Genomic DNA, 25,443 nt, shown 5'->3' on the forward strand with positions numbered 1-25,443 from the left:
GAGGTGTATAGATGGCTTCGATCGAAAAACGTATTAAAGAGATAGTGGCAGAGCAGCTTGGTGTTGACGAGGCGCAGGTGACCAACGAGTCTTCCTTCATGGACGACCTGGGCGCCGACTCCCTGGATACCGTGGAACTGGTGATGGCTCTCGAAGAAGAGTTCGAAATCGAGATCTCCGACGAAGATGCCGAGAAGATCCAGTCCGTCCAGGACGCCATCGACTACATTACTGATCATACCTAGTAGGCAGAGGGGAAGTTGACTTCCCCTTTTTTCATGGCGCCATGGCGTCGTGACGATCAGAAACTAAGGAGTTCAGAAATATGAGAAGAGTTGTTGTCACGGGGATCGGCGTGGTCTCCCCCCTGGGGACCGGGAACGCCAAGAACTGGGAGAACCTGATCGCCGGCAAGTCCGGGATCGCTCCCATCACCCGTTTCGATGCCAGCGAGCTGCCGGTCAGGATCGCCGGCGAAGTGAAGGATTTCGTCGCCGAGGACTACATCGACAAGAAAGAGATCAAGAAGATGGATCTCTTCATCCAGTACGCGCTGGGTGCCGCTCACTACGCCATGGAGGATTCCGGCCTGGTGATCAACGAGGAGAATGCCGAGCGTGTCGGCGTCCTGGTAGGTGCGGGCCTTGGCGGCCTCCCCGCCATCGAGCGCTACCACAGCGCACTCGCCGAGGGTGGCTACAAGAAGATTTCTCCCTTCTTCATCCCGATGCTGATCATCAATCTGGCTCCGGGCCACATCTCCATCAAGTACGGCGCGAAAGGTCCGAACCTCTCGTCGGTTTCCGCCTGCGCGACCGGTACCCACTCCATCGGTGACGCCTACCACATGATCAAGCGCGGCGATGCCGACGCCATGATCGCCGGCGGCACCGAGTCGACCGTGACCCCGCTGGGGATCGGCGGCTTCGCCGTCATGAAGGCGCTCTCGACCAACAACGACGATCCGGCTGCGGCCTCGCGCCCCTTCGACAAGGGGAGGGACGGTTTCGTCCTCGCGGAAGGCGCCGGCATCGTGGTGCTCGAGGAGTACGAAGCGGCCAAGGCCCGCGGCGCCAAGATCTACGGCGAGATCGTGGGATACGGCATGTCCGGCGACGCCTACCACCTGACCAGCCCCGCTCCGGGCGGCGAGGGTGCCGCACGCTGCATGAAGATGGCGCTCAGGACCGCCGGTGTGAACCCCGAGCAGGTCGACTACATCAACGCCCACGGCACCTCCACGCCGTTTGGCGACGTGGGTGAGACCATGGCCATCCGCTCGGTGTTCGGCCCCCATGCCGACAAGCTGATGGTTTCCTCGACCAAGTCGATGACCGGGCACCTGCTCGGAGCGGCCGGCGGCGTCGAGGCGGTCTTCTCGCTCATGGCGATGGAAAAGCAGGTGGTACCTCCGACCATCAACTACACCGATCCCGATCCGGAATGCGATCTGGACTACGTCCCGAACACGGCGCGCGAAGCGAAGGTCGAGTACGCCATGTCCAACTCGTTCGGCTTCGGCGGCACCAACGCGTCGCTGCTTTTCAAGAGGGTGTAGATGATAGTCATTGCCAGCGATCACGGCGGTTTGAACCTGAAGGATGAGATCAAGGCTCTCTTGAGCGAGCGCGGGGTAGCCTGCGAGGATCTCGGCACCAACAACGGCGACTCGGTCGACTACCCGGACTTCGGGGCCAAGGTGGCGCAGCGCGTCTCCCAGGGAAATGCCGATCTCGGCATCCTGGTCTGCGGCACCGGCATCGGCATGTCCATCGTGGCCAACAAGTTCCCGGGTATCCGGGCGGCCCTGGCAACCGACGTCTTCATGGCCACCATGGCCAAGGAGCACAACAACGCCAACATCCTGGTCCTCGGAGGGCGCGTCATCGACGGAGCCACCGCCCGCGCCATGGTGGCGGCCTGGCTGGACACCGAGTTTGCCGCGGGGCGCCACCAGGCGCGTCTCGACAAGATCGCCGCGCTGGAGAAGGACCTCAGGGTCCAGGCACCCTAAGGGCCCGGCAGCATTTGAACAAAGCACAAACGGGACCCTCGGTCCCGTTTTCATTTCCACAACGTTTATTTCAGGAGAACACACCATGTCAGTACTGGAGAATTTCGATCCGGCTATCGCGCAGATCATCAAGGCCGAGACCGAGCGTCAGGAGTACAACCTCGAACTGATCGCCTCCGAAAACTTCGTCTCCCCGGCGGTCCTGGAAGCGCAGGGCTCGGTGCTCACCAACAAGTACGCCGAAGGCTATCCCGGCAAGCGCTACTACGGTGGTTGCCACTGCGTGGACCAGGCCGAGAACCTGGCAATCGATCGCGCCAAGGAGCTCTTCGGCGCCGACCACGTGAACGTGCAGCCGCACTCCGGTTCCCAGGCCAACATGGCGGTCTACTTCTCCGTGCTGAAGCCGGGCGACACCGTGCTGGGGATGAACCTGGCCCACGGCGGCCACCTGACCCACGGCTCCCCGGTCAACTTCTCCGGCCGCTTCTTCAACATCGTTCCCTACGGCGTCACCAAGGAGACCCAGACCATCGACTACGAAGAGGTCGAGCGTCTGGCCCTCGAGCATAAGCCGAAGATGATCGTGGTGGGTGCTTCCGCCTACCCGCGCATCATCGATTTCGAGGCCTTCCGCCGCGTGGCGGACAAGGTGGGCGCGGTCGTCATGGTGGACATGGCGCACATCGCCGGCCTGGTGGCCGCCGGTCTGCACCCGAACCCGGTTCCCTACGCCGAGTTCGTGACCACCACCACCCACAAGACCCTCAGGGGACCGCGCGGTGGCATGATCCTGTGCCGCGAGGAGTTCGCCAAGACCCTTAACTCCAACATCTTCCCCGGCATCCAGGGCGGCCCGCTCATGCACGTGATCGCGGCGAAGGCCGTGGCTTTCAAGGAAGCGCTTTCTCCGGAGTTCAAGGTTTACCAGGGGCAGATCGTGAAGAACGCCCAGGCGCTTGCCGCAGGGCTCATGAAGCGTGGCTTCAAGCTCACCTCTGGCGGAACCGATAACCACCTGATGCTCGTCGACCTGACCGAGAACGGGCTCACCGGCAAGGTTGCCGAAGAGGCGTTGGACCGCGCCGGCATCACCGTGAACAAGAACGGCATCCCGTTCGACACCCGTTCGCCGTTCATCACCTCCGGCATCCGCATCGGTACCCCGGCAGCTACCACCCACGGTCTCAAAGAGGCCGAGATGGAGCAGGTCGCCGGCTTCATTGCCGAAGTACTGGCCAACGTCGAGGACGAGGCGAAGCTTGCCAAGGTGAAGGGCGAGGTCAATGCGCTCATGAAGCGCTTCCCGCTCTACGCTGACCGTCTCGCCTAAGTGCGGCAGTAGCAGGCATTAAACAAGAGGGGGGCGCCTGTGGCGCCCCCTTTTTTTCGTTGCGGCAGTTCCCCCTCGCCCTCCGGGAGAGGGTCGGGGTGAGGGGGCTTCGGGCTCGTTTGCCGTTAGCCCTTAGGCGTTCCCCGCTGACCGGCCATCGGTCCGAGAAAGTGCAGCTGGCGCACCCAGGAGATCCCCATGATTTTCAACCGCATCCGCTACGAAGAGCCGCTCTTTCGCCCCCCCTCCGAAGCCAACAGCCTCATATTCCAGGCCACTATTGGCTGCTCGCAGAACACCTGCCGTTTCTGCGGCATGTACAAGATGAAAACCTTCCGCATCCGCCCGGTCTCCGAGATGCTCGCCGAAATCCACTCGGTGCCCGAATCGGTGCGTCCCCACGTGCAGCGGGTCTTCATCGCCGACGGCGACGGGCTGGTCTATCCGCAGGCCGGTCTCGTGGAACTCCTCGATGCGCTCTCTACCACGTTTCCCCGGCTCACCCGGGTCGGTGCCTACGCCTCGCCCAACAGCCTCACCACCAAGACCGAGGAGGAACTCACCCTGCTGCAGCAGAAGAAGCTGCGCATCCTCTACTTCGGCCTGGAAAGCGGGGACCCGGATACGCTCACCCTGGTGCGCAAGGGGTTTGCTCCTGCCGAGATGCTCGCACTCTGTAAAAAGGCCCAAAGGGCCGGGATGAAGCTATCTGTGACCGCAATCCTAGGTCTTGCCGGCAGGGCGCGCAGTGCCGAGCACGCCAAGGCTACCGCCGCGTGGATCAATGAACTCTCGCCCGAGTACTTTTCGCTGCTCACCATGTTCCGGCGCCACAACGACGATTACTTTAAGGAAATCGAGCCGCTCAGCTACGGGGGGATCCTGGAGGAGGCGCTTTCGATGCTGCAGGAACTCAATCCGCAACGCACCATCTTGCGCTCCAACCACGTCTCGAATTTCCTGAATCTGGCGGGGAGTTATCCCAAGGACCGCGAGCGACTCATCGAGACCGCGCAGCGGGCCCTGGCCGAAGCCCGACGGCAGCCGATATGGTTCAATGAGGTTCCGGACTATCAGGAGGAGTATTATTAGGGACTGGGGACTAGGGACTAGGGACTAGGGACTAGGGACTAGGGACTAGGGACTGGGGACTGGGGACTGGGGACTGGGGACTGGGGACTGGGGACTGGGGACTGGGGACTTGTGACTGGAGACTGGAGACTGGAGACTAGGGCTAGGGCTAGGGCTAGGGCTAGGGCTAGGGCTAGGGGCTAGGGGCTAGGGGCTAGGGGCGGAGGGGGGATCCTTTTCACGAGAATTTGTCGCCGAACACAGGTTCCCCCCTTCGCAAAGGGGAGGACGTGACGCCAGCTGCTTTGCCTAAATTTAGGGAAGTAGCTCTCGAACAACAGAAAAGCCACTCCGAAACCGGAGTGGCTTTTCTGTGTTGCCAAGGGGGGGACAACGGTCCTGCTTCTCTCCCAACCCGCCCCGTCCCGGTGCCTGCACCGAAACGGCCACCGTCCTGGCAAGGGCGTCGCTGGGCCGAGCTCTTAAGCCTCTGATAATAGACCGGAGAACTGCTCGGGGAGCTCCATCCGGTCCGAATGGGACGCTAGCGTGCTACTCCGCAAAGCTGCAGCTCCGTATCGAGCTTCTCCCGCGAAATCCCGAGCACTCGGCACGCCTTGTCCCTGTCGCTCTGGTAGCGCTCCATCACCATGAGGAGCAACGCCTTTTTGAGCGACGCTGAAAGTTTGTCCATGACGCCCTGGCCGTGACTGGCCGCCAGCGAAGAGACCAACGGCTCCAGGTTTCTCTGGAACAGGGCGGCACTCTCGTTGACCCCCTTGGTCTCCCGCTCCTGCATTCTCTTCAGCTTCACGATGTTGCCGACGCACTCTTCCATGTGATCCTGCACCCAGCGCAGGGTGTCCCAATGGTTGTCGACCGTCATCAGGCGCAGGTCGTCCCTGGTTCCTGCCGCTGCATTCTTCCGCTTCAGCCGCACCTCCATGATGCTATAGTCGAAGGCCCCAGATTTCTCGGCACTGCTGCGATCCCGGTATGCCATGACGTCCCCCTTTGTTGCCGCGATTTTTCTCTATCCTGTTCAACGGCCGTACCAATTCAGTCGTTGTTCGTCTAACATCGCTAAGTAGCCGTAATTATGGCTTAATTTGATCTTTATTTTGAGGGCGCTAGCAGGCAGCTTAAATGCCGGTCTGTTTCAAGCCTGCACAGATGCCTGTTCGGAAGCTGGTATTAGCTGTAATAACAGCAGCTTGGCCCGATGTTGATTCGTGAACAGGCCAAAGGGTGGCCTGCACACGCTGCTGCCGGTGCTGCAGGACATGATATACATTGGGGTGACCTAATGGAGGTGGACCCTGGAAAGGCCGCTGCTCATCCCGCTCGCCGCCCTGATAGCCGGGCTTGTTACTGCCGACGCCACCGGCTGCTTTCCGCCGCCCTGGAGCCTCGGCGCCTGGCTGGCGATCCTCTGCATTACCTCTTGCCGCACCGCATCTCTGGGTTTTCTGTCTGCCCTCGCCGCGTTCTTCTTCTGTTATGGCCAGATCTCCCTGGAGCCGTTTCTCAAGCCACCTGAGGAGATCGCTTCCTGGAACTGCGACCGGCAGGTCCTCCTGGAGGGGGTACTGGCGCGTCGTGCCGAGGGGCTTCCGGACGGCGGCAGCCGCTTGGTGCTGGACGAATTGCTGCTGCGCGAGGGGCAGGAACATCGGTTGCCGGGCAGGCTGCTGGTCCACATCAAGCAGGGGAGGGTGCCACTTGGTACCGGGGACCGGATCCTGTTCTCCTCAAAGCTGCGTCGCCCGCGCCTGTTGGGGCTCCCCGGCGAATCGGACTACCCGCGCCGCTTGGCCTACCAGGGGATCTTCCTGACCGGATTCCTGAAGGATCCTGGTCAACTGGTGCTGCTTGAAAGTGGGGAAGGGTGGCGCTACGACATCGACCGCCTGGCGGCCCGACTGGGAAGGTTCCTCATGGAGCATGCTCCTCCAGCGGAGGCCGGGATACTCAAGGCGTTGCTGATCGGCGACACCGGCGATGTCCCTCCAGAACTGGACACGGCCTACGCCGTGAGCGGCGTCAACCACATCCTCTCCATCTCGGGGTTCCATGTCGGCATCATCTTCCTGTGCCTCTTCCAGCTCCTCTTTATGCTGGCACGCCAGATAGAGACCCTGAGCAGGCTCTGCAACCTGCGGCGCACCTTGCTGCTCGTGGCCCTGCCGGCAGTGGTTTTCTACCTGTTTCTCTCGGGCACCCAGGCGGCAACCCTGCGCAGCGTACTTATGATCGTGGCGGTACTGCTGGCCCTCTACCTGAAGCGCGAACTCGATCCGGTGAACTGCATCATCCTGGCTGCCATGGCGATCCTCTGTTTTGCTCCGGAAACCCTCTTCAACCTTTCCTTTCAGCTCTCCTTCTTGGCCATCTGGGGGCTTGTGGTGCTCTCCCCGCAACTTGCCGCCCCCTTCAGCCGGATCAAGGGGGTTCGCGGGTGGTTGCTGCCTCTCGCTGCCGCTTCGGCGGCTGCCATCCTGGTAACCCTGGTCCCGGTCGCCTTCTATTTCCACCGGGTCTCCTTTACCGGTCTGCTCGCCAATCTGGCCGTGGTTCCTCTTATGGGGTACGGCGCGGTGGTGGTCGGTTTCGCCTCGCTGCCGGTCTGCCTCATCGCGCCCGCCGCCGCCCATCCCTTGGTGCAGCTTGCTGCAGCGCTGGTGAGGTTTTCCGACTACCTGATCGTGCACCTGGCTCGACTCCCGGTCTGGAACGGCTACTGCCCGGACCGGATCGACCTGGCCCTATCCGTGGCAGCCTTGATGGCACTCACCTTGGTGCGTTCGGTCCGGCTGGGGCAGGGTGTGGTGCTGCTGCTGGTGATGGTTCTGGTGGCACGGGGGATTCCGGCAGCACGCTCGGCGGATGGACAGCTCACGGTGATCTTTCTGAGTGTCGGCCAGGGGGATGCAGCGTTGGTGCGCCTGCCGGACGGCAAGCAGATGCTGGTGGATGGCGGCGGGGACTACGGAGACCTTGAACTGAGGGTAGGGGAGCGTCTCCTGGGGCCGGCCCTCCATGCCCTCAACGTGGACCGGCTGGACTACCTGGTACTTTCGCACCCGCACCCGGACCACCTGCAGGGGGTGCTGTGGGCCGCTGCAAATCTAGAGGTGGGCGAGTTCTGGGAAAGCGGCATTCCAGGCGATGCACAGGAGTACCGCAAACTGAAGTGGGTGCTGGCGAGTCGCGCGGTTCCGGTTCGTACGGTGAACGCGGCCGGTGCCCCTTTTAAGGCGGGTGGCGTTCTGGTCGAGCCGCTCTGGCCGGAACAGACCGTGGCGGTAAGCGCGGACGAGAACGACAATTCCCTGGTGTTCCGGTTGCGTCATGGGCAGAGTTCGGTGCTTTTCACCGGTGACCTGGGTGGTGAGCCGGAAACCGGGCTCCTGGATAGCGGCAGGACACTCGCCGCGACGCTTTTGAAGGTGCCACATCACGGCAGCAAGTATTCATCCAGCGTGGAGTTTCTCAAGGCCGTTGCACCTAAGGCGGCAGTGGTATCGGCAGGGTTCGGTAACAACTTCCACCTGCCGGCACCCTCCACGCTCTGGCGTTTGCAGCACCGGGGAACCAGGGTGTATCGAACCGACCTGGAAGGCTCGATACAGGCTATCTGCCAAACCGATGGAACTGTTATAATAGGGGCACCTTGGGGGCATTTTAATTGACACTGCGAAGATGTATCTGCTAGTTTATGCTCGAATTGGTCTATATTTGTGTCTGTAGGAGAGCCGCTTCATGGAAAGGATACTCATAGTCGAGGACGACAGCTTCTTCCGTGAGGTTTTTACGGATCTGCTCCAGCAGGACGGTTACAGCGTTGATGTCGCCGCCTCGGGAGAAGAAGCGCTCGATTTGATCTCCAGCCGCGAGTACCAGTTGGTGGTCACCGACCTGGTGATGCGCGACGTGAGCGGCCTGGACATCCTTTCCGCAGTAAAACGGCTCGATCCCGCGGTCGACGTTATCATGGTCACCGGGCACGCCAATGTCGAGACGGCCATCTTCGCGCTGAAAAACGGAGCCACTGACTATCTCGTGAAACCGATCAACCACGACGAGTTCCGGCACATCGTGGCGCAGTGCATGGACCAGCGGCGACTTTTGGACGAAAACCTGGAGCTCAAGGGGCTCTTGCACCTGTTCCAGGTGAGCCAGACCATCGCCAACTGCCTGGAGCTCGACCGCGTCTACCAGCTCCTCATGGACGCGCTTTCCAAGGAAGTGGGGGTGACCCGCGGTCTCGGCTATTTCAGCGACAGTGGTAACCTCGTGCTTCACGAAGTCAAAGGGATCGACCCGGAGCACGCCTCGCTGCTCGGTCAGGCGGTAATATCCGAGTGCGAGCTGATGGATGACGGTGGCGCACTGGTTATCCTGAAGGACTTCCTCCCCGAAGATGCGGCGTACGGCGAAGGGGTGCACGAGGCGATGTGCCTCTACGTTCGGCACAAAACGACGCTCCAAGGGGTGATCGTGCTGGTGAACGACCCCGGACAGCCGATCCCCCGGCCGGTCAACCGCAAGAACCTCAGTTTCCTCCTCGACCAGGCCTCGCTTGCCCTCGATAACGCCGCCCGCTACAACTTCGCCAAGGATCTTCTCTACATCGACGAGTTGACCGGTCTGTACAACTACCGTTACCTCGACGTGGTGCTCGAGCGCGAACTCAAGCGTTGCGAGCGCTACGGGTCCAACCTCTCGGTACTCTTCCTCGACATCGACCTCTTCAAGATGGTGAACGACAACTTCGGCCACCTGATCGGCAGCCGGGTGCTGCGCGAGGTGGGTACCCTGCTCAGGAAAGGGGTGCGCGACGTCGATGCGGTGATCCGGTACGGTGGCGACGAGTACACCATCGTCCTGGTCGAGACCGGGGTCGAGGGGGCAAAAGTCGTGGCCGAGCGTATCCGGCGCAACATCGAGCAGCACACCTTCGGTCGGGCCGACGGCCTGGCCATCAAGCTCACCGTGAGCCTCGGTTACGCCTGCGCTCCAGCCGACGCCGGCACCAAGGGCGAGCTCCTCGAGATGGCCGACCAGGCTATGTACCGCGGCAAGGCGGCCGGCAAAAACCAGGCCTTCCACTGCCTGCCGGCACCCCCGCCAGCGGCCGAGTAGGATATCCCTTCCAGCTATCTGCTTCATCTCATTTTCGGGTAACACGTTCTTCTCCACGGAGCACGGCAGCCGTTCTCAGGTCCTCCCCTTTGCGAAGGGGAGAAAGAGGGGATTTGGCCCAGGCGGCCACTTCGTTGATGCTTGCCAACTGCTCAATTTCCAACTGCCCCATCGATACAAACTGCACCTTTTCTCAAGGGTAGTTGCGACCAGTATGCCCCCCATCCCCCCGAGCTTGTGCTCTTCTCAGCTAACTGCAAAACCTTCCCTGCGCGAAGACTTTTTTATGGTCGTGCCGGGGAGAAAATGCTATTCTTCTGCCCTTGGTCTTGGGCTGCAAAATTTCTATTATGACCGGTCCTACCTCACTACCTGGGCCCTGGTGGTGACTGAGTTAAAATCGGCAACACTGCTACTATTCCAGCCGTTTTGAGGCTGACACTGATTGTGCAAGGAGAGCGTGACTCGTGGCTATCAACGGTATCAAAGGCTTTAACGACATCCTTCCCGGCGACGTAGAGAAATGGCAGCACATCGAAGCGACTGCACGTCGCGTGTTCGAACTCTATGGCTTCTCCGAGATCCGCACCCCCATCCTGGAAAAGACCGAACTCTTCTGTCGTTCCATCGGTGACGCCACCGATATCGTCGAAAAAGAGATGTACTCCTTCGTGGACAAGGGGGAGAACAAGGTCACTATGCGCCCCGAAGGGACCGCAGCCGTGATGCGCGCCTTCATCGAGCACAAGATGCAGGCCCTCGACCCGGTGGCCAGGCTCTACTACATGGGCCCCATGTTCCGCTACGAGCGTCCCCAGAAGGGGCGTTACCGCCAGTTCCACCAGATCGGCGCCGAGGTGACCGGCGTGAGCGCCCCCACGGTCGACGCCCAGGTGCTCACCATGCTGACCCACTTCTTTGCCGAGTTGGGTCTCGACGAGCCCTCGCTGCAGATCAACTCGCTGGGCTGCCCCTGCTGCCGCCCGGTGTACCGTGAGGCGTTGAAGAGCTTCCTGTTGAGCAAGATCGAGCTTCTGTGCGAAGACTGCAACCGCCGCTACGAGACCAACCCGCTGCGCGCCCTGGACTGCAAATCACCGGGGTGCCAGGAGGCGACCAAGGGCGCTCCGGCCATGCTCGAGTACCTCTGCCCCGAGTGCGCCGAGCACTTCGAGGCCACCAAGAAGTACCTCGAACTGGTGGGGACCAAGTACCAGATCAACGAGCGCATGGTGCGCGGGCTGGACTACTACACCCGCACCACCTTCGAGCTGGTGACCGGCCTTCTGGGCTCCCAGAGCGCCGTCGCCGCCGGCGGGCGTTACGACGGACTGATCAGCGACCTGGGCGGACCGGCACTTCCCGGCATCGGGTTTGCCATCGGCGTCGAGCGCGTGGCTCTCTTGCTCGCCGAGAAGGATTTCAGCCGGCGTCCCGACCTCTTCATCGCGGCCTTGGGTGACGAGGCCCATGCCGAGGCGTTCCGCCTGATGAGTGCCCTGCAGCGCCAAGGTGCCGCCGTGGAGATCGACTACGAAGGGAAGAGCCTGAAGAGCCAAATGCGGCGCGCCGACAAGTTCAAGTCGCGCTACACCCTCATCATCGGCGGCGACGAGCTGGCCCGCGGCACGGCCCCGCTCAAGGACATGGACGGCGGCACCCAGAGCGAGGTGGCTCTCAACGCCGACGCCATCGTAAAGGTCCTTAAAGGCTAACCCAGAGACGCGGATTCCGCGGAAACTGTTACGGACTCCCGCGGATAAGCCGAAAAAGTTCAACCTGCAAGGCAAGCGAAGTGCGAGTAAAAAGGTGGATCTGTTTTTTCAGCGCCTTTCAAATCCGTATAATCCGCGTGCAAAGCCTTTGACGTAGATTTGCCTTTTTTGCCTTTGTTTTTTGTTTAGAGGGACTTAGTGGAACCAGGTAATTTCGTACATCTGCATCTGCATTCGCAGTACTCGCTTCTGGACGGCGCGATCCGCATCGGCGACCTGCTCGGCAAGGTGAAATCTACCGGCATGCACGCCGTGGCCATGACGGACCACGGCAACATGTTCGGCACGCTCGAGTTCTTCCTCAAGTGCAAGGACAAGGGGATCAAACCGATCCTCGGCGCCGAGGTGTACATCGCCCCGCAGTCCCGGCACCTGAAACAGGCCCCCGCCGCCGGCGAGGCCTCGAGCTACCACCTCATCCTCCTGTGCGAGAACATGACGGGGTTTAAAAACCTCTCCTACCTCACCTCGGCTGCCTTCAAGGAAGGGTTCTACCGCCGCCCCCGGATCGACAAGGAGATCCTCGCCGCCCACAGTGAAGGGCTCATCGTGCTCTCGGCCTGCCTGCAGGGGGAGGTCGCCTACCTGGCCGGCCGCAACAAGATGGAGGAGGCCCGCGCGGTCGCCAAGTGGTACTCGGAGCTCTTCCCGGATCGCTACTACATCGAACTGCAGGAAAATACCCTCCCCGAGCAGGCCGTGGCCAACCGCCGGCTCATGGAGATCGCGAGCGAGCTGAACCTGCCGCTGGTCGCCACCAACGACTGCCACTACCTGAACAAGGAAGACGCCCGCGCCCACGAGATCCTGCTCTGCATCCAGACCGGCAAGACCATGAACGACCCGTCCCGCATGCACTTCACCGCGGACGAGTTCTACGTGAAGACGCCGGAGGAGATGGCGGCCGCCTTCCACTACGCGCCCGAGGCCCTGGCCAACACGGTCAAGATCGCCGAGCGCTGCCATCTCGAGTTCGACTTCAAGACCTATCACTTTCCGGCCTACACTGCACCCGAAGGGCAGACGCTTGACGACCAGCTGGCCCAGGAGGCGCGCGACGGCCTCAAGCTCAGGCTTGAGAAGATCCGCGTCAAGTATCCCGATATCACCGCCGAGGGGGAAAAGGCCTACTGGGACCGCCTGGAGATCGAGCTCGCCTGCATCAAGCAGATGGGGTTCCCGGGCTACTTCCTCATCGTTGCGGACTTCATCAACTGGGCAAAAGACCACGGCATCCCGGTAGGCCCCGGCAGGGGCTCGGCGGCGGGGAGTCTCGTCGCCTTCTGCATCCGGATCACCGATATCGATCCGATGCCCTACAACCTGCTGTTCGAGCGATTCCTCAACCCCGAACGTATCTCGATGCCTGATATCGACGTCGACTTCTGCCAGGACCGCCGCGAAGAGGTGATCCAGTACATGGTGGAGAAGTACGGCCGCGAGAAGGTCTGCCAGATCATCACCTTCGGTACCATGGCGGCCAGGGGCGTCATCCGCGACGTGGGGCGCGCGCTCGATCTTCCCTTCGGCGACGTGGATAGGATCGCCAAGCTGGTCCCCGAGGTGCTCGGCATCACGCTCGAGAAGGCGCTGCAGCAGGAACCGAAGCTGAACGAACTGGCAGCCCAGGACGCCCGGGTAAAGGAAGTCCTCTCGGTCGCCCTGAGGCTCGAAGGTCTCGCCCGCCACGCCTCCACCCACGCCGCCGGCCTCGTGGTCGCTCCCAAGCAGATGGAGGAGTTCTGCCCGGTCTACATGGATCAGAAGTCGGGATCTTTGACCACGCAGTACTCCATGAAGTACGTCGAGAAGATCGGCCTCGTCAAGTTCGACTTCCTGGGGCTTAAGAACCTGACGGTCATCGACAACGCGGTGAAGCACATCCGCGCCGGCAAGGACCCCAACTTCGACATCACGCTCCTGCGCGACGACGACGCCGAGTCCTATAAGCTTCTGCAGGCCGGCAACACCACCGGCGTCTTCCAGCTCGAGTCGAGCGGCATGAAGGAGCTCCTGGTCAAGCTGAAGCCCTCCTGCTTCGAGGACATCATCGCAGTCTGCGCCCTCTACCGTCCGGGCCCCTTGGGCTCCGGCATGGTGGACGCATTCATCGAGTGCAAGCACGGCCGCCGCGACGTCGTCTACGAGCTCCCCCAGCTCGAGCCGATCCTCAAGGACACCTACGGCGTCATCGTCTACCAGGAACAGGTCATGCAGATCGCCCGAAGCCTGGCGGGCTACTCGCTGGGTGGCGCGGACCTCCTGCGCCGCGCCATGGGTAAGAAAGATGCCGAGCAGATGGCCAAGGAGCGCGACAAGTTCCTCGTCGGCGCCAAAGAGCTCGGGCTCGACCTCACCAAGGCTGCGGCGATCTTCGACCTGATGGCCAAGTTCGCCGAGTACGGCTTCAACAAGTCGCACTCCGCGGCCTACGCCCTGGTCGCCTACCAGACCGCGTTCCTGAAGGCCCACTACCCGGTCGAGTTCATGGCGGCGCTCCTCACCGAGGACATGGGGAACACCGACAAGGTCATCAAGAGCATCAGCGATTGCCGCGAGATGGGGATCGAGGTGCTCCCGCCGGACATCAACGAGTCGAACCGCTCCTTCCGCGTCCTGGACAAGGCGATGCGCTTTGGTCTCGGTGCCGTGAAGAACGTGGGCGAGGGGGCCATCGAGGCGATCATCGAGGGGCGTGGCAACGAGCCCTTCAAGGACATCTTCGATTTCTGCGAGCGGGTGGACTTGCGGCGCGTCAACAAGCGCGTCATCGAGGCGCTCATCAAGTGCGGCGCCTTCGACTGCACCGGCGCCAAGCGCTCCCAGCTCATGGCGGTCCTCGACGAGGCGGCGGCCCTGGGGCAGAAGGTGCGCGAGGAGCGCGAGAGCGCCCAGGTCTCGCTCTTCGGCGCCGCCGACATCGTGCGCGGTTCGAACGGTGGCGGCAACCGGCTCCCCGAGATCCCGGAGTGGGACGAGAAGTACCGCCTGGGGTGCGAGAAGGAGGCGCTCGGCTTCTTCGTCACCGGGCACCCGCTGGACCGCTGGGTCGCCGACATGAAGCGCTTCTCCAACGTGGATACCTTCACCATCCTGGAGGCCAAGGAGAAGAGCGAGGTGAAACTCTGCGGGGTGTCGACGAGCCTCAAGGAGATCATGACCAAGAAGGGCGACCGCATGGGGTTCATCGCCCTGGAGGACCTGGTGGGGAACGTCGAGGTGGTGATCTTCTCGGACGTCTATGCGCGCTGCTCGCAGCACCTGAAGAACGACGATCCCCTGCTGGTGACCGGCACCGTGGAACTGGGCGAGAAGGGTGCCAAGGTTATGGCGAGCGACATCGTCTTGTTGCGTGACATGATCGAGCAGCACACCCGCCGGGTGAACGTCACCATCGATGCCCAGGAGACTGACTCGAGCAAACTCGGCGCTCTCAAAAACATCTTCGCGCGCTACCAGGGAGCCTGCCGCACCTTCCTGCACCTGAACATGGAGAACAAATCCCGCGTCACCATCAGGCTTTCGGACGTATACAAAGTATCGGCCACCGAAGAATTAACAGTGGAAGTCAGCAACCTCTTGGGCTATAATGCCGTTTCATTCGAATAGCCGCAGTACTGCACCATCGGCCGCAAAGACGCAAAGCACGCAGAGATAACCTAAAACGGGTAGACTTTCAGGTGGTTATGCCGTTGTCGCGCACACCTGATTTTCTTTGCGCCCTTTGCGTCTTTGCGGTGGGCCGCACCCGCAGTCATTTTATTTTGTGAACAGGAGATACCAATATATGGCAGTCACCCCGACCTACATGGATTTCGAGAAACCTCTGGCAGAGCTGGAGAAGAAGATTCAGGAGCTCTCCTCCTTTGCATCCGAGGGGGTCGATCTGACCCAGGAGGTGGCAAAGTTGGAACAGAAAGCCGAGCAGATGCGCGAGGAGATGTTCAACAATCTGAGCCGCTGGCAGACCGCCCAGGTGGCGCGCCATATCAACCGTCCCTTCACCCTGGACTACCTGAACCTGATCTTCACCGAATTCGTGGAGCTGCACGGCGACCGCAACTTCGGCGACGACCACGCCATCGTAGGCGGCCTGGCCCGCCTGGACGGCGAGCCGGTCATGGTGATCGGCCACCAGAAGGGGCGCGACACCAAGGAGAAGGTGTTCCGCAACTTCGGCATGCCCAACCCCGAAGGGTATAGGAAGGCACTGCGCCTGATGCAGATGGCCGAGCGCTTCAAGCTCCCCATCATCACCTTCGTGGATACCCCGGGCGCCTTCCCGGGCATCGGCGCCGAGGAACGCGGCCAGGCCGAGGCGATCGCGCGCAACCTGCGCGAGATGTCCCGCCTCACCGTGCCCATCATCGTGGTGGTGACCGGCGAGGGGGGCTCCGGCGGCGCGCTCGCCATTGCCGTCGGCGATCGTATCCTCATGCTGCAGCACTCCATCTACGCCGTGATCTCCCCGGAAGGGTGCGCCGCAATCCTCTGGTCCGACGGCACCAAGGGGGCCCAGGCCGCCGAGGCGCTGAAGCTCGTGGCGACCGACATCAAGGAACTCGAGGTGATCGACGAGATCGTCAAGGAGCCGGCCGGCGGCGCCCACCGCGACCACGCCGAGATGGCCGAGAACCTGCACGAGGCGCTCTCCAGGAACCTGAAGGAACTTAAGGAAGTCACTCCGGAACAGCTCATCGAGCTGCGCTACCAGAAGTTCAGGAAAATGTCGCGCTTCACGGAGTAAGATCCGATCCCTACACTGAATCAGGAAAGGCCGAAGGTGAGAACCTTCGGCCTTTCTTATATTCGGAACACTGTACCTGTCGCTGGAACATTGGGTTGCACTAATCGCAGTGTGACTAAAAATGTGAAATACTTAAATTCATTCAACCCTCCCTTGACACCACTTTTTAGAAATGCTAATCCTTAGTTTGTTTGCATGTGATAATGTGTCCTGTGTAATCCAAACAACCACAACGAAGTGAAGAAAGGAGAGGGACTATGAAACTGAGAATCCTGCTAGTAGTCTTGATGGTCGCGGCATTTGCCAGTTCGGCCAGTGCTGCCGCTCCCGGTCCGTACCTCGGGGGCTCGCTGGGGGTGAGCATCGTCCACGACACCGACATCCACGACCCTTCCGGCAATGCTACGTTCGAGTACGACCCCGGGTTTGCCTTCAACATTGCGGGTGGCTATAACTTCGAGCCCGGGCGTTTGGAAGCCGAATTCGGCTACAAGAATGCCGACGTGAGCAGGGCAACGGTGGGCGCACTCTCGGGTAGCGTATCTGGCACCGACATCACCGTCTTGAGCTACATGTTTAACGGGTACTATGACTTCAAACTGTCGGGAACTCCGGTAACCCCGTTCGTCGGTGCCGGCCTTGGCATCCTGCACGGCGAATTGGACGTGCAGGGCAGCAAAGGCGACGATACCGTTTTCGGTTACCAGTTCATGCTTGGCGCTGGCTACAAGGTGAATCGCAACATAACCCTGGATCTCTCCTATCGCTTCCAGGGAGCGGCTTCGGACTTCTCCGAAAGCGGCACGAGCTTCTCCTACAACAGCAGCAACATCCTCTTCGGGATGCGCTACAACTTCTAGAACACACGAAATCTGGCAACAAAAAGGCGCTTGCTGTCCATCACCCGATGAGACCGCAAGCGCCTTTGTTTTTACCTCAGTTGGTATGCCGCGCTAGATCAGGCCGTGGGCGACCATCGCGTTGGCGACCTTAATGAACCCGCAGATGTTTGCGCCGAGCACGTAGTTGCCGGGAGAACCGTACTCCTCGGCGGTTTCGAAGCAGTTCCGGTGGATATTGATCATGATCTGCTCCAGCTTCTTCTCGGTGTACTCGAAGTCCCAGGAGTCGCGGCCCGCATTCTGCTGCATTTCCAGGGCCGAGGTGGCAACACCGCCGGCGTTGGCTGCCTTGCCGGGACCGTAGGCGATGTTGGCGGTCTGGAACACCTTGATGCCCTCGGGAGTAGTCGGCATGTTGGCGCCTTCGCCTACCGCGATGCAGCCGTTTTTCACGAGTGTCTTGGCATCTTTGCCGTTGATCTCGTTCTGGGTGGCGGAGGGCATGGCCACCTGGCAGGGGATTTCCCAGATGTTGCCGTTGGGGATGTAGCGCGCGTGCTTGTGGGTGGTGGCGTAGTCTTGGATGCGCCGGCGTTCGACCTCTTTTAGTTGCTTGATCAGGTCGAGATCCAATCCCTTCTCGTCGTAGATCACGCCGTTCGAGTCGGAGCAGGCCACGCACTTGCCGCCCAACTGGTGGATCTTCTCGATGGTGTAGATGGCGACGTTGCCGGAACCCGAGACCAGGCAGATCTTGCCATCGAAGCTGTCCTTGCGTGCCTTGAGCATCTCGTTGACGAAGTAGGTCGCTCCGTAGCCGGTTGCCTCGGTACGCACCAGGGAGCCGCCCCAGGTGAGACCCTTGCCGGTCAGCACCCCCGGCTCGTAACGGTTGGTGATGCGTTTGTACTGGCCGAACATGTAGCCGATCTCGCGCCCGCCCACGCCGATGTCGCCGGCGGGAACGTCGGTGTGCTCACCCAGGTGGCGGTGCAGTTCGGTCATGAAGCTCTGGCAAAAGCGCATCACCTCATCGTCCGATTTACCCTTCGGGTCGAAGTCGGAGCCACCCTTGCCGCCGCCGATCGGCATCCCGGTAAGGGAGTTCTTGAAGATCTGCTCGAAGCCCAGGAACTTGATGATGCCCAGGTACACCGAGGGGTGGAAGCGCAGCCCTCCCTTGTAGGGGCCCAGCGAACTGTTGAACTCCACGCGGAAGCCACGGTTGATGTGCACCTCGCCCTTGTCGTCCTGCCAGGGCACCCGGAAGATGATCTGGCGCTCCGGTTCGCAAATCCTCTGAATAATCTTGCGGTCGGCGAATTCCGGGTGCTTCACAAGCACCGGGCCGAGGCACTCGAGAACCTCCTGCACCGCCTGGTGGAACTCCGTCTCACCCGGGTTGCGCCTGAAAACCTCCTGGTAGATTCCCTCGATCTTCTCATCCATCTGCGACATTTTGCTCTCCTTTGAACAAAAATTGTAGTGGCGCCTGCCTAATGAATTGGCAGTAGCTCGCCATGAGCCCAAAATTTGTGCACGAACCGCACCATATTGACTAAAAAGGAGGCAATACTGCACAAAATGTTTGCATGTGCCCTATTTGTGGGCAGTTTGGGGCGACGCCGCTGGGCCTGGCAGGAACCGTACTGGTGCCAATAGAGTAGGTCGTATACATATTCTAATTCTGAAAGTTACTCAGTTACCTGCCTTGGTGGGAATTGCCTGGTAATCCCGTGGGGAGTACGGTCCGGACGAAGAAGGCATAGTTTGGTAGGACATGGGGAAAAGTGACGCAAAGAGAAAGCCCCTGGAGGCGGTCCAGAGGCTTTGGCAGGTCAGGTGGGGCGGTCCGGAGAGTGGTGCGATCTCTGCCCCCTGAGGGGCGCGACCAGGTTATCCGAGCGCGAGCGCCACGGCGTGCAACAAAAGACCGATCGCGCCGCCCACCAGGGTGCCGTTCATCCTGATGAACTGCAGGTCGGTGCCGATGCTCAGCTCGATCTCGCTGATGAAGTCCTCGTCCTTCCAATCCTTCACCGTGCCGGAGATGTGTTTCGCGATGCCGCCGCGCACGGTGTCCGCGTAGTTTCTCACGATGGTTTCGAGGTGCTCGTTGATCGATTCCCCCAACTCCCGGTTGGCCGAAAGGGTCTTTCCCAGGGCAACCGCCGCATCGGAGAGCTTCTTCTGCACCTGGGAATGCGGGCGGTCCAGGTCCTCAACCAGCCAGTTTTTCAGGTCTGCGAGAAGGCTTTTCACGTACTCGCCCAAGGGCGCGTTGCCTGCGGTCTCCAGCTTCAGCGCCTCCACCTTGGAGCGGAACAACGGATCGTACTTGAGCTTTACGGTGAATTCGTCCACCGCCTTGTCGAACTCGCGCCTGAGTTCGTGGGTGGGATCGGCGTCTACTGCCTGCACGAACTCGTTCAAGCGCTTGACGATCTTCTCACCCGCCCCCTTGGAGAAGCCGGCAGGAATGAACATGCTGAGCATCGGGTATTCGGCGCCGGCCCAGGTGTCGATGGCGGCCGCCAGTTTCTCCTGCGACTCGGGTGTCGAGATATAGGCGGCGAAGCGGTGCATGAGCTCGTCCAGCACGACCTGGTGCCGGTGTTCTTTTCTGAGCGAGTCGACGATGACAGCGGTCGAACTGGCGAGGTCGAACTTTTCGATCCGGCTGGTAAGCGCTTCCCTCAGGACCTTCTGGACCCGCTCGTCCTCGACAAAATCGAGCGACTCCGAGATGACCCGGGACAGGCCGCGGGCCAGGCTGTCGGCGTTGTGCCGCTCGATGAGGTAGCTGCAAAGGTGTGCGGCCGGGTTCCAGGCCTTGAGTTTCGCCACCACCACGTCCGTCGCCAGGAACTTGTCCTGGATGAACTTCGCCAGGTTTTCGGCGATGGTCTCTTTCTTGTTGGCGACGATCGCCGTATGCGGGATAGGAACACCGAGCGGGTGCCGGAACAGGGCGACTACGGCGAACCAGTCGGCCAGTGCGCCGACCATGGCAGCCTCGGCAAAGGCAGCCACCCAGGCCCAGGCGCCGCTACCGTGCTGGCTGCGCGCGATGACGAAAAGAATGGTGGCGGCTACCAGCAACCCGCCGGCAATCGTTTTGTTCCTCTTCAGTGCTGCTTTTCTTGCTTCCATCTCCACTCCTTACTGTCAGATCAATCATCCCGTTTGGTGGTCGACCGGCCATTGCACGGGAACTCCTCTTTTTAACAGGTTGTCAGGCTGATAGCAATACCGCTGTGCCATTACTTCCTGAGAACCGAGCCGGTTTTGTCTTGGGATCGGGGTTGCCGTTGTGGTAGTCTCTCAGGCTCTTGAGATCAGCCCTTGAGGAGGAGATCATGTTCTACAAGAAGGACCACGACGGCTATCGCACAGCCGTTGCCGGGGTGGCGATGAAGACCCTGGTGCACGGCGCGAACACCCTGCTCACCGAGTTCAAGCTCGCAGCGGGACACCTCTTGCCGATGCACTCGCATGATCAGGAACAGACCGGCTACCTGGTTTCCGGTACCATCCTGCTGACCATCGGTGCCGAGACCTATCGCGTCGAGGCTGGTGACAGTTGGTGCATCCCCGGCAGCATACAGCACGGCGCGCAGATCGTCGAGGACGCCGTGGCTATCGAGGTCTTCGCCCCGGTACGCGAGGACTACCTGCCGCAGGGTTGATGCTGGAACTCGCACCTCAGAACTTCTTCCTTATTCATTGCGATGGCTGTATCTGCTGTGTTATGAGTGGAAGTACTATCAGAAAGTTTGGATCAGGGGAGTATCCCGGTCGAGGAGATTGAGCATACATGCAGGAGCGTTTGCAGAAGATACTTTCACAGGCGGGAGTGGCCTCGCGCCGTGAGTCGGAGACCATCATTCAGCAGGGGAGGGTGGCGGTTAACGGCGTGGTGGTGACCGAACTGGGCACCAAGGCGGATCCGGACCAGGACAGCATAACCGTTGATGGCAAGGAACTCGTCATCAGCGAAAAGCGGGTCTACATCCTGCTCTACAAGCCGGTCGGCTACATGACCACGATGAAAGATCCGGAGGGGCGTCCCATCGTCACGGATCTTTTGAAGGGGGTCAAGGAGCGGGTCTATCCCATCGGCCGCCTGGACTACAATACCGAGGGGCTCTTGCTGCTCACCAACGACGGCGCGCTCGCGAACCTGCTCATGCACCCAAGCCACGAGGTCGACAAGGGGTACCTGGTCCGGGTAAGCGGCATGGTCTCGGAAAGCCAGATGGACAAACTGGCCAAAGGGGTAATGCTGGAGGACGGCATGACGGCGCCCGCCAAGGTGCTTCCCGTGAGCGAGAGCGAGAACAACTCCTGGATCTCCATCACCATCCACGAGGGGCGCTACCGCCAGGTACGCCGCATGTGCGAGGCGGTGGGGCTGAGTGTGGTGCGCCTGAAGCGCTCGCGCTACGACTTCCTGGAGATTGGCGAATTGAAGCCGGGGGAGTTCCGCTTCCTGAGCCCTGAAGAGGTGGTGCGTCTGAAGAGGAAGACAGGGGCGGCTACCGGTCGGGCTCCCCGCAAGACCGGGGTGGTCGCCAGAAGGCCCGCGCCGCGACGTTGAGCCTTGATGGTCTGCTGTGGTCCCAAGGGTGCGAAGGGGAGCAGCGGGAAAAAGTTCCAACACTGGAAAAGCCGCCTGCTGCTCAGGCGGCTTCGCTGTCGATAGTTCGATGCGCGCTCGCTAGGCATTGGCGGCCCGCTTTGCTTTGGGAATTCTCGGTGTTTTGGGTGCCTTCTTCTCGCCGCCTCCCTTGGCGGCAAGCTTGGCGGCCCGAACCGCCCGTGCCTTGGCCAGGTTATCCGCGAGCCCTTTCTCCTGAGCCATGCGGCGCCGCGCCTCGGAGAAGTTCTTCGCGGTAAGAGCCTGGCTGCTGGGGATGCCGAACTGCTTGCGGTACTCCCCCGGCTTCATGCCGTGCACCTGGGCCAGGTGGCGCGCCAGGGTCTTCATGCCGCACTTGCCGCAGATCATGCAGCAGACCTGTTCCGGCTGAAAGGCCTTTTTCACCGACATGGCCGGGGACTTGGCCTCCGGGCGCTCTACCCCTTCCCCGATTTCCCCTTCCAGCTTCTGCAGAGCGATGTGGACTTTCTGCAGCTCCAGAAGCAGATCCTCCCCGGACATCTCGGACACCGAGGCGTGTGACGAGACGATGTTGGCGGTCAGTTCCAGAAGCGATGATGCCATATCCTTGTCCTCCATTTGAATTTTTTAAGGTGTATAATCTAATTGCCACTATTAAACTACATGCCCCTGCAAAATCAAGCAATAAAGTTTTCTGTAAACGAAAAAAGTTGACGGCCCAGACTCATATCTGCTAATTTTCATGGCTCATTTTCCAGCGTGTGAGGGGTACACCGACAAGAGGGTTGATCGAAATATGGGACGCATAGAGATAGACGAAATCAGATGCAAGGGGTGCGGAATCTGCACCGTGGCCTGCCCAAAGCAGCTGATAAAGCTGTGTGATAAGGCCAACATTCAAGGGTACACTCCTGCCGAGGCTGTCAATCAGGAGCTTTGCACGGGGTGCGCTCTGTGCGCCGAGATCTGTCCTGATGTCGCCATCAAAGTCTTCAGATAGTACCCGCCTCGGGTGCTGTGCAAGACCCGCCTGACCGTCGTGAGCCAACTCCACATTTGCTGAGCGTACCTTTATAGAGCACAGCCCGCTTCCGCAGGGAAACGGGCAGTCATTTTTGGGAGGAGCACGTGTCCAAGCGCCTTTTCGTGAAAGGCAACGAAGCCGCCGCCATGGGTGCCATCGAGGCCGGTTGCCGCTACTACTTCGGCTATCCGATCACGCCGCAAAGCGACATCCCCGAGTACCTGTCCCGCGAACTCCCCAAGCTGGATGGCGAATTCATTCAGGCAGAGAGCGAGGTCGCGGCCATCAACATGCTGCTGGGCGCCTCGGCCTGTGGCGTGCGCGCCATGACCTCCTCGTCGAGCCCAGGCATCTCCCTCAAGCAGGAAGGGATCTCCTACATGGCCGGCGCCGAGCTTCCCGGGGTGATCATCAACATCTCGCGCTCCGGTCCGGGCCTGGGGGGGATCGATGCGTCCCAGTCGGACTACTTCCAGTCCGTGAAGGGGGGCGGTCACGGCGGCTATCGGATCGCCGTCCTGGCACCCAACTCGGTGCAGGAGATGTACGACCTCACCATGCACGCCTTCGACCTGGCGGACCAGTACCGCACCCCGGTCATGGTGCTGGGGGACTCGGTGATCGGCCAGATGAAAGAGGCCCTGGTCCCCAATCCCCGTCCGGTCCGCGAACTTCCGGCCAAGGAGTGGGCGGTGCGCGGCAAGAGTGGCGGCGAGCAGCGCATCGTGAAGTCGCTCTTCCTGGGTGACGGCGAGCTGGAGGCCCACAACTGGAGGCTGCACGCCAAGTATCGGCAGATGATGGAAAAGGAGTGCCTGAGCGAGGAGTTCGAGACCGCCGATGCGACCCTCCTGGTCACCGCCTACGGCTCGGTGGCCCGCATTGCCCACACCGCGGTCGCCATGGCCCGCGAGGAGGGGCTCAAGGTCGGCCTGTTCCGCCCCATTACGCTCTGCCCCTTCCCGGAAGAGGCGCTCAAGGCCGCCGGCCAGCGTGCCGGGCGAATTCTCGACATCGAGCTGAACACCGGACAGATGGTTGAGGACGTCCGCCTCGCGGTCGGTTCCGGTGTCGAGGTCTCCTTCTACGGCAGGCCGCCGGGAGCCGGTTCCCTGCCGTCGCCCGAGGAGCTCTTGGACCAGATCAGGAAACACTACGCCTAGGCTTTCGACCCAGAGAGGGGTTACCACTATGCAACAGGTATTTACGAGACCGGAAAGTCTCAAGGACGTGCAGACCCACTTCTGCCCCGGCTGCCAGCACGGCACCGTGCACCGCCTGGTGGCGGAGGCGTTGGATCAGTTCGGGGTGCAGCAGAAGACCATCGGCGTCGCCTCGGTCGGCTGCTCCGTCTTTCTCTATGGCTATTTCGATATCGATGTCGTCGAGGCGCCCCACGGGCGAGCTCCCGCCGTCGCCACCGGGGTGAAGCGCGCCCGGCCGGACAGCTTCGTCTTCACCTACCAGGGCGACGGCGACCTGGCCGCCATCGGCACTGCCGAAATCATCCACGCCGCAAACCGCGGTGAGGACATCACCGTCATCTTCGTGAACAACACCACCTACGGCATGACCGGCGGCCAGATGGCCCCGACCACCCTGGTCGGGCAGAAGACCTCCACCTCGCCCTACGGCCGCAACAAGGCGAAGGACGGTGCGCCGATCAAGATGGCCGAGGTGCTGGCGCAACTGGGCGGTGTCGCCTACTCGGCGCGAGTGGCGGTGAACTCTCCCAAAAACGTGCTGCAGGCCAAAAAGGTGATCAAGCGTGCCTTCCAGTTCCAGGCCGAGGGCAAGGGGTTCTCGTTCGTCGAGGTGCTTTCCTCCTGCCCGACCAACTGGGGCATGGCCCCTCTGGCCGCCAACGAGAGGATAGGCGAGGAGATGATCCCCTACTTCCCGCTCGGCGTTTTCAAGGACGACCCGATAGCCCAGGACTAGGCCGCCTTGAGTCCAGGGGTGAGGGAGCCGGCAGCACCCGGGCGACCGCCCCACGCACTAAATGACAACTGCTTTACCGGTGCAACCGGTCAAAGGAGATAAAGATGCGACACGATGTATTGATAGCCGGTTTCGGAGGGCAGGGGGTGCTGCTGGCCGGCAACGTCCTTTCCTACGCCGCCCTGGACGATGGCAAGAACGTCAGCTACTTTCCCGCCTATGGCGTCGAGAAGAGGGGTGGTACTGCAAACTGCACGGTTGTTATCGCGGACGGCGCGGTAGGCTCACCGGTAGTCGGCTCCCCCTCGGTGCTGGTGGCACTGAACCAGGGTTCCCTCGACCGCCTTGGGTCGAAGATCCGCTCCGGCGGCATCTGCATTATCAACTCTTCGCTGGTCGACGCCACCACCTTGAAGCGCAGCGACGTGAAGCTGGTGAGCGTTGCGATGAACGAAATCGCCACGGAACTGGGTGATCCCAGAATGGTGAACATGGTGGCGTTGGGAGCCTACGCCGAACTCACCGGTGCAGTCTCCCTGGAGGCGTTGGCCGAAGCACTCAAGGCTGCGCTTCCCGAACGCAACCACCGCTTCATCCCCGCCAATGCCAAGGCCATGGAGTCCGGTGCCAGGAGCGCCCGCGGGGAGTAGCCGGCAACTTAATGAGCCGCTCCCGGAAAAACGCTTGACAGGCCCGGAACGATTCTGGTATTAAGGTTGTCTCGCAACGAAGGGGTGTCGCCAAGCGGTAAGGCAACGGACTCTGACTCCGTCATTCCGAGGTTCGAATCCTCGCACCCCTGCCAATGGCAGTTCCGGCCTCGGGCCGTTATAGATTGGTCCCATCGTCTAGTGGTTAGGACACCGGCCTTTCACGTCGGTAACAGGGGTTCAAGTCCCCTTGGGATCACCATTAAAAAAGGCAGCG

The 25,443-nt window shown here is 61.1% G+C and carries 21 protein-coding genes and 2 tRNA genes; 19 read left to right on the plus strand and 4 right to left on the minus strand.

What is annotated here, in order from left to right; genetic code table 11:
- The first annotated feature begins 11 nt into the window (after nucleotides 1–11).
- The 5 genes from acpP to H7688_RS20690 all read left to right on the plus strand — a co-directional run bounded on the left by acpP (nucleotide 12) and on the right by H7688_RS20690 (nucleotide 4,439).
- On the plus strand, nucleotides 12–245 hold the full coding sequence (acpP, locus tag H7688_RS20670; protein WP_012531540.1) for an acyl carrier protein: 234 nt from the start codon (nucleotides 12–14) through the stop codon (nucleotides 243–245).
- 80 nt (nucleotides 246–325) lie between these two features.
- Nucleotides 326–1,558 (plus strand): beta-ketoacyl-ACP synthase II, encoded by a 1,233-nt coding sequence (gene fabF, locus H7688_RS20675; RefSeq protein WP_183363172.1) that lies wholly within the window; start codon nucleotides 326–328, stop codon nucleotides 1,556–1,558.
- On the plus strand, nucleotides 1,559–2,014 hold the full coding sequence (rpiB, locus tag H7688_RS20680; RefSeq protein ID WP_183363173.1) for a ribose 5-phosphate isomerase B: 456 nt from the start codon (nucleotides 1,559–1,561) through the stop codon (nucleotides 2,012–2,014).
- Between the two features lie 85 nt (nucleotides 2,015–2,099).
- Nucleotides 2,100–3,347 carry a serine hydroxymethyltransferase gene (gene glyA / locus H7688_RS20685; protein WP_183363174.1) on the plus strand — a complete coding sequence of 416 codons (1,248 nt, stop codon included), beginning with the start codon at nucleotides 2,100–2,102 and terminating at the stop codon, nucleotides 3,345–3,347.
- 198 nt (nucleotides 3,348–3,545) lie between these two features.
- The gene (locus tag H7688_RS20690) at nucleotides 3,546–4,439 is read left to right on the plus strand and encodes a radical SAM protein (protein WP_183363175.1); all 894 of its coding nucleotides are present in this window, start codon (nucleotides 3,546–3,548) and stop codon (nucleotides 4,437–4,439) included.
- A gap of 523 nt (nucleotides 4,440–4,962) precedes the next feature.
- On the opposite strand, the gene H7688_RS20695 is transcribed toward H7688_RS20690, so the two are convergent.
- Nucleotides 4,963–5,421, minus strand: a complete 459-nt coding sequence (locus H7688_RS20695; protein ID WP_183363176.1) for a hypothetical protein — start codon at nucleotides 5,419–5,421, stop codon at nucleotides 4,963–4,965.
- A gap of 352 nt (nucleotides 5,422–5,773) precedes the next feature.
- Between H7688_RS20695 and H7688_RS20700 the strand changes: the two genes are divergently transcribed.
- From H7688_RS20700 to H7688_RS20725, 6 genes are all read left to right on the plus strand, one after another.
- Nucleotides 5,774–8,110, plus strand: coding sequence for a DNA internalization-related competence protein ComEC/Rec2 (locus H7688_RS20700; protein ID WP_281379522.1), 2,337 nt, complete (start codon nucleotides 5,774–5,776; stop codon nucleotides 8,108–8,110).
- Nucleotides 8,111–8,180: 70 nt separating this feature from the next.
- A complete protein-coding gene (locus H7688_RS20705) occupies nucleotides 8,181–9,563 on the plus strand; it encodes a GGDEF domain-containing response regulator (RefSeq protein ID WP_183363177.1) in 1,383 nt (460 codons plus the stop codon).
- 467 nt (nucleotides 9,564–10,030) lie between these two features.
- Nucleotides 10,031–11,278, plus strand: coding sequence for a histidine--tRNA ligase (gene hisS, locus H7688_RS20710; RefSeq protein ID WP_183363178.1), 1,248 nt, complete (start codon nucleotides 10,031–10,033; stop codon nucleotides 11,276–11,278).
- A gap of 198 nt (nucleotides 11,279–11,476) precedes the next feature.
- Entirely contained in the window at nucleotides 11,477–14,947 is a 3,471-nt protein-coding gene (gene dnaE / locus H7688_RS20715; protein WP_183363179.1) for a DNA polymerase III subunit alpha, read from the plus strand.
- A 178-nt stretch (nucleotides 14,948–15,125) separates the two neighbouring features.
- Nucleotides 15,126–16,085 (plus strand): acetyl-CoA carboxylase carboxyltransferase subunit alpha, encoded by a 960-nt coding sequence (locus H7688_RS20720; RefSeq protein WP_183363180.1) that lies wholly within the window; start codon nucleotides 15,126–15,128, stop codon nucleotides 16,083–16,085.
- Nucleotides 16,086–16,342: 257 nt separating this feature from the next.
- Nucleotides 16,343–16,945, plus strand: coding sequence for an outer membrane protein (locus H7688_RS20725; RefSeq protein ID WP_183363181.1), 603 nt, complete (start codon nucleotides 16,343–16,345; stop codon nucleotides 16,943–16,945).
- A gap of 93 nt (nucleotides 16,946–17,038) precedes the next feature.
- Here the strand turns inward: H7688_RS20725 and gdhA are convergent, their stop codons facing one another.
- Together gdhA and H7688_RS20735 are read right to left on the minus strand one after the other, a co-directional pair.
- A complete protein-coding gene (gene gdhA, locus H7688_RS20730; RefSeq protein WP_183363182.1) occupies nucleotides 17,039–18,385 on the minus strand; it encodes an NADP-specific glutamate dehydrogenase in 1,347 nt (448 codons plus the stop codon).
- Nucleotides 18,386–18,823: 438 nt separating this feature from the next.
- Nucleotides 18,824–20,080, minus strand: a complete 1,257-nt coding sequence (locus H7688_RS20735) for a DUF445 domain-containing protein (RefSeq protein ID WP_183363183.1) — start codon at nucleotides 20,078–20,080, stop codon at nucleotides 18,824–18,826.
- A gap of 206 nt (nucleotides 20,081–20,286) precedes the next feature.
- On the opposite strand from H7688_RS20735, the gene H7688_RS20740 reads away from it, so the two are divergent.
- Together H7688_RS20740 and H7688_RS20745 are read left to right on the plus strand one after the other, a co-directional pair.
- Nucleotides 20,287–20,616, plus strand: coding sequence for a cupin domain-containing protein (locus H7688_RS20740; protein ID WP_183363184.1), 330 nt, complete (start codon nucleotides 20,287–20,289; stop codon nucleotides 20,614–20,616).
- Between the two features lie 128 nt (nucleotides 20,617–20,744).
- A complete protein-coding gene (locus tag H7688_RS20745; RefSeq protein WP_183363185.1) occupies nucleotides 20,745–21,527 on the plus strand; it encodes a pseudouridine synthase in 783 nt (260 codons plus the stop codon).
- Between the two features lie 120 nt (nucleotides 21,528–21,647).
- On the opposite strand, the gene H7688_RS20750 is transcribed toward H7688_RS20745, so the two are convergent.
- Nucleotides 21,648–22,154: a Ros/MucR family transcriptional regulator gene (locus tag H7688_RS20750; protein ID WP_183363186.1), complete on the minus strand. Its 507-nt coding sequence runs from the start codon at nucleotides 22,152–22,154 to the stop codon at nucleotides 21,648–21,650.
- A gap of 193 nt (nucleotides 22,155–22,347) precedes the next feature.
- Between H7688_RS20750 and H7688_RS20755 the strand changes: the two genes are divergently transcribed.
- The 6 genes from H7688_RS20755 to H7688_RS20780 all read left to right on the plus strand — a co-directional run bounded on the left by H7688_RS20755 (nucleotide 22,348) and on the right by H7688_RS20780 (nucleotide 25,428).
- The gene (locus tag H7688_RS20755) at nucleotides 22,348–22,551 is read left to right on the plus strand and encodes a ferredoxin family protein (RefSeq protein ID WP_183363187.1); all 204 of its coding nucleotides are present in this window, start codon (nucleotides 22,348–22,350) and stop codon (nucleotides 22,549–22,551) included.
- A gap of 128 nt (nucleotides 22,552–22,679) precedes the next feature.
- Complete coding sequence (locus H7688_RS20760) at nucleotides 22,680–23,738, plus strand: 3-methyl-2-oxobutanoate dehydrogenase subunit VorB (protein ID WP_183363188.1); 1,059 nt, start codon at nucleotides 22,680–22,682, stop codon at nucleotides 23,736–23,738.
- Nucleotides 23,739–23,766: 28 nt separating this feature from the next.
- A complete protein-coding gene (locus tag H7688_RS20765) occupies nucleotides 23,767–24,516 on the plus strand; it encodes a thiamine pyrophosphate-dependent enzyme (protein ID WP_183363189.1) in 750 nt (249 codons plus the stop codon).
- A 104-nt stretch (nucleotides 24,517–24,620) separates the two neighbouring features.
- Nucleotides 24,621–25,166 carry a 2-oxoacid:ferredoxin oxidoreductase subunit gamma family protein gene (locus H7688_RS20770; protein WP_183363190.1) on the plus strand — a complete coding sequence of 182 codons (546 nt, stop codon included), beginning with the start codon at nucleotides 24,621–24,623 and terminating at the stop codon, nucleotides 25,164–25,166.
- A gap of 80 nt (nucleotides 25,167–25,246) precedes the next feature.
- Nucleotides 25,247–25,321, plus strand: a tRNA-Gln gene (locus tag H7688_RS20775).
- Nucleotides 25,322–25,353: 32 nt separating this feature from the next.
- Nucleotides 25,354–25,428 (plus strand) — tRNA-Glu (locus H7688_RS20780).
- The last annotated feature ends 15 nt before the right edge of the window (nucleotides 25,429–25,443 follow it).

Origin of the sequence: Geomonas limicola (assembly GCF_014193675.1) — a bacterium.
GTDB lineage: Bacteria > Desulfobacterota > Desulfuromonadia > Geobacterales > Geobacteraceae > Geomonas > Geomonas limicola.

Coding starts and splice junctions, on each gene's coding strand:
- acpP (WP_012531540.1), top strand. CDS start 12: ATGGCTTCGATCGAAAAACGTATTAAAGAGATAGTGGCAGAGCAGCTT.
- fabF (WP_183363172.1), top strand. CDS start 326: ATGAGAAGAGTTGTTGTCACGGGGATCGGCGTGGTCTCCCCCCTGGGG.
- rpiB (WP_183363173.1), top strand. CDS start 1,559: ATGATAGTCATTGCCAGCGATCACGGCGGTTTGAACCTGAAGGATGAG.
- glyA (WP_183363174.1), top strand. CDS start 2,100: ATGTCAGTACTGGAGAATTTCGATCCGGCTATCGCGCAGATCATCAAG.
- H7688_RS20690 (WP_183363175.1), top strand. CDS start 3,546: ATGATTTTCAACCGCATCCGCTACGAAGAGCCGCTCTTTCGCCCCCCC.
- H7688_RS20695 (WP_183363176.1), bottom strand. CDS start 5,421: ATGGCATACCGGGATCGCAGCAGTGCCGAGAAATCTGGGGCCTTCGAC.
- H7688_RS20705 (WP_183363177.1), top strand. CDS start 8,181: ATGGAAAGGATACTCATAGTCGAGGACGACAGCTTCTTCCGTGAGGTT.
- H7688_RS20720 (WP_183363180.1), top strand. CDS start 15,126: ATGGCAGTCACCCCGACCTACATGGATTTCGAGAAACCTCTGGCAGAG.
- H7688_RS20725 (WP_183363181.1), top strand. CDS start 16,343: ATGAAACTGAGAATCCTGCTAGTAGTCTTGATGGTCGCGGCATTTGCC.
- gdhA (WP_183363182.1), bottom strand. CDS start 18,385: ATGTCGCAGATGGATGAGAAGATCGAGGGAATCTACCAGGAGGTTTTC.
- H7688_RS20735 (WP_183363183.1), bottom strand. CDS start 20,080: ATGGAAGCAAGAAAAGCAGCACTGAAGAGGAACAAAACGATTGCCGGC.
- H7688_RS20740 (WP_183363184.1), top strand. CDS start 20,287: ATGTTCTACAAGAAGGACCACGACGGCTATCGCACAGCCGTTGCCGGG.
- H7688_RS20745 (WP_183363185.1), top strand. CDS start 20,745: ATGCAGGAGCGTTTGCAGAAGATACTTTCACAGGCGGGAGTGGCCTCG.
- H7688_RS20750 (WP_183363186.1), bottom strand. CDS start 22,154: ATGGCATCATCGCTTCTGGAACTGACCGCCAACATCGTCTCGTCACAC.
- H7688_RS20755 (WP_183363187.1), top strand. CDS start 22,348: ATGGGACGCATAGAGATAGACGAAATCAGATGCAAGGGGTGCGGAATC.
- H7688_RS20765 (WP_183363189.1), top strand. CDS start 23,767: ATGCAACAGGTATTTACGAGACCGGAAAGTCTCAAGGACGTGCAGACC.
- H7688_RS20770 (WP_183363190.1), top strand. CDS start 24,621: ATGCGACACGATGTATTGATAGCCGGTTTCGGAGGGCAGGGGGTGCTG.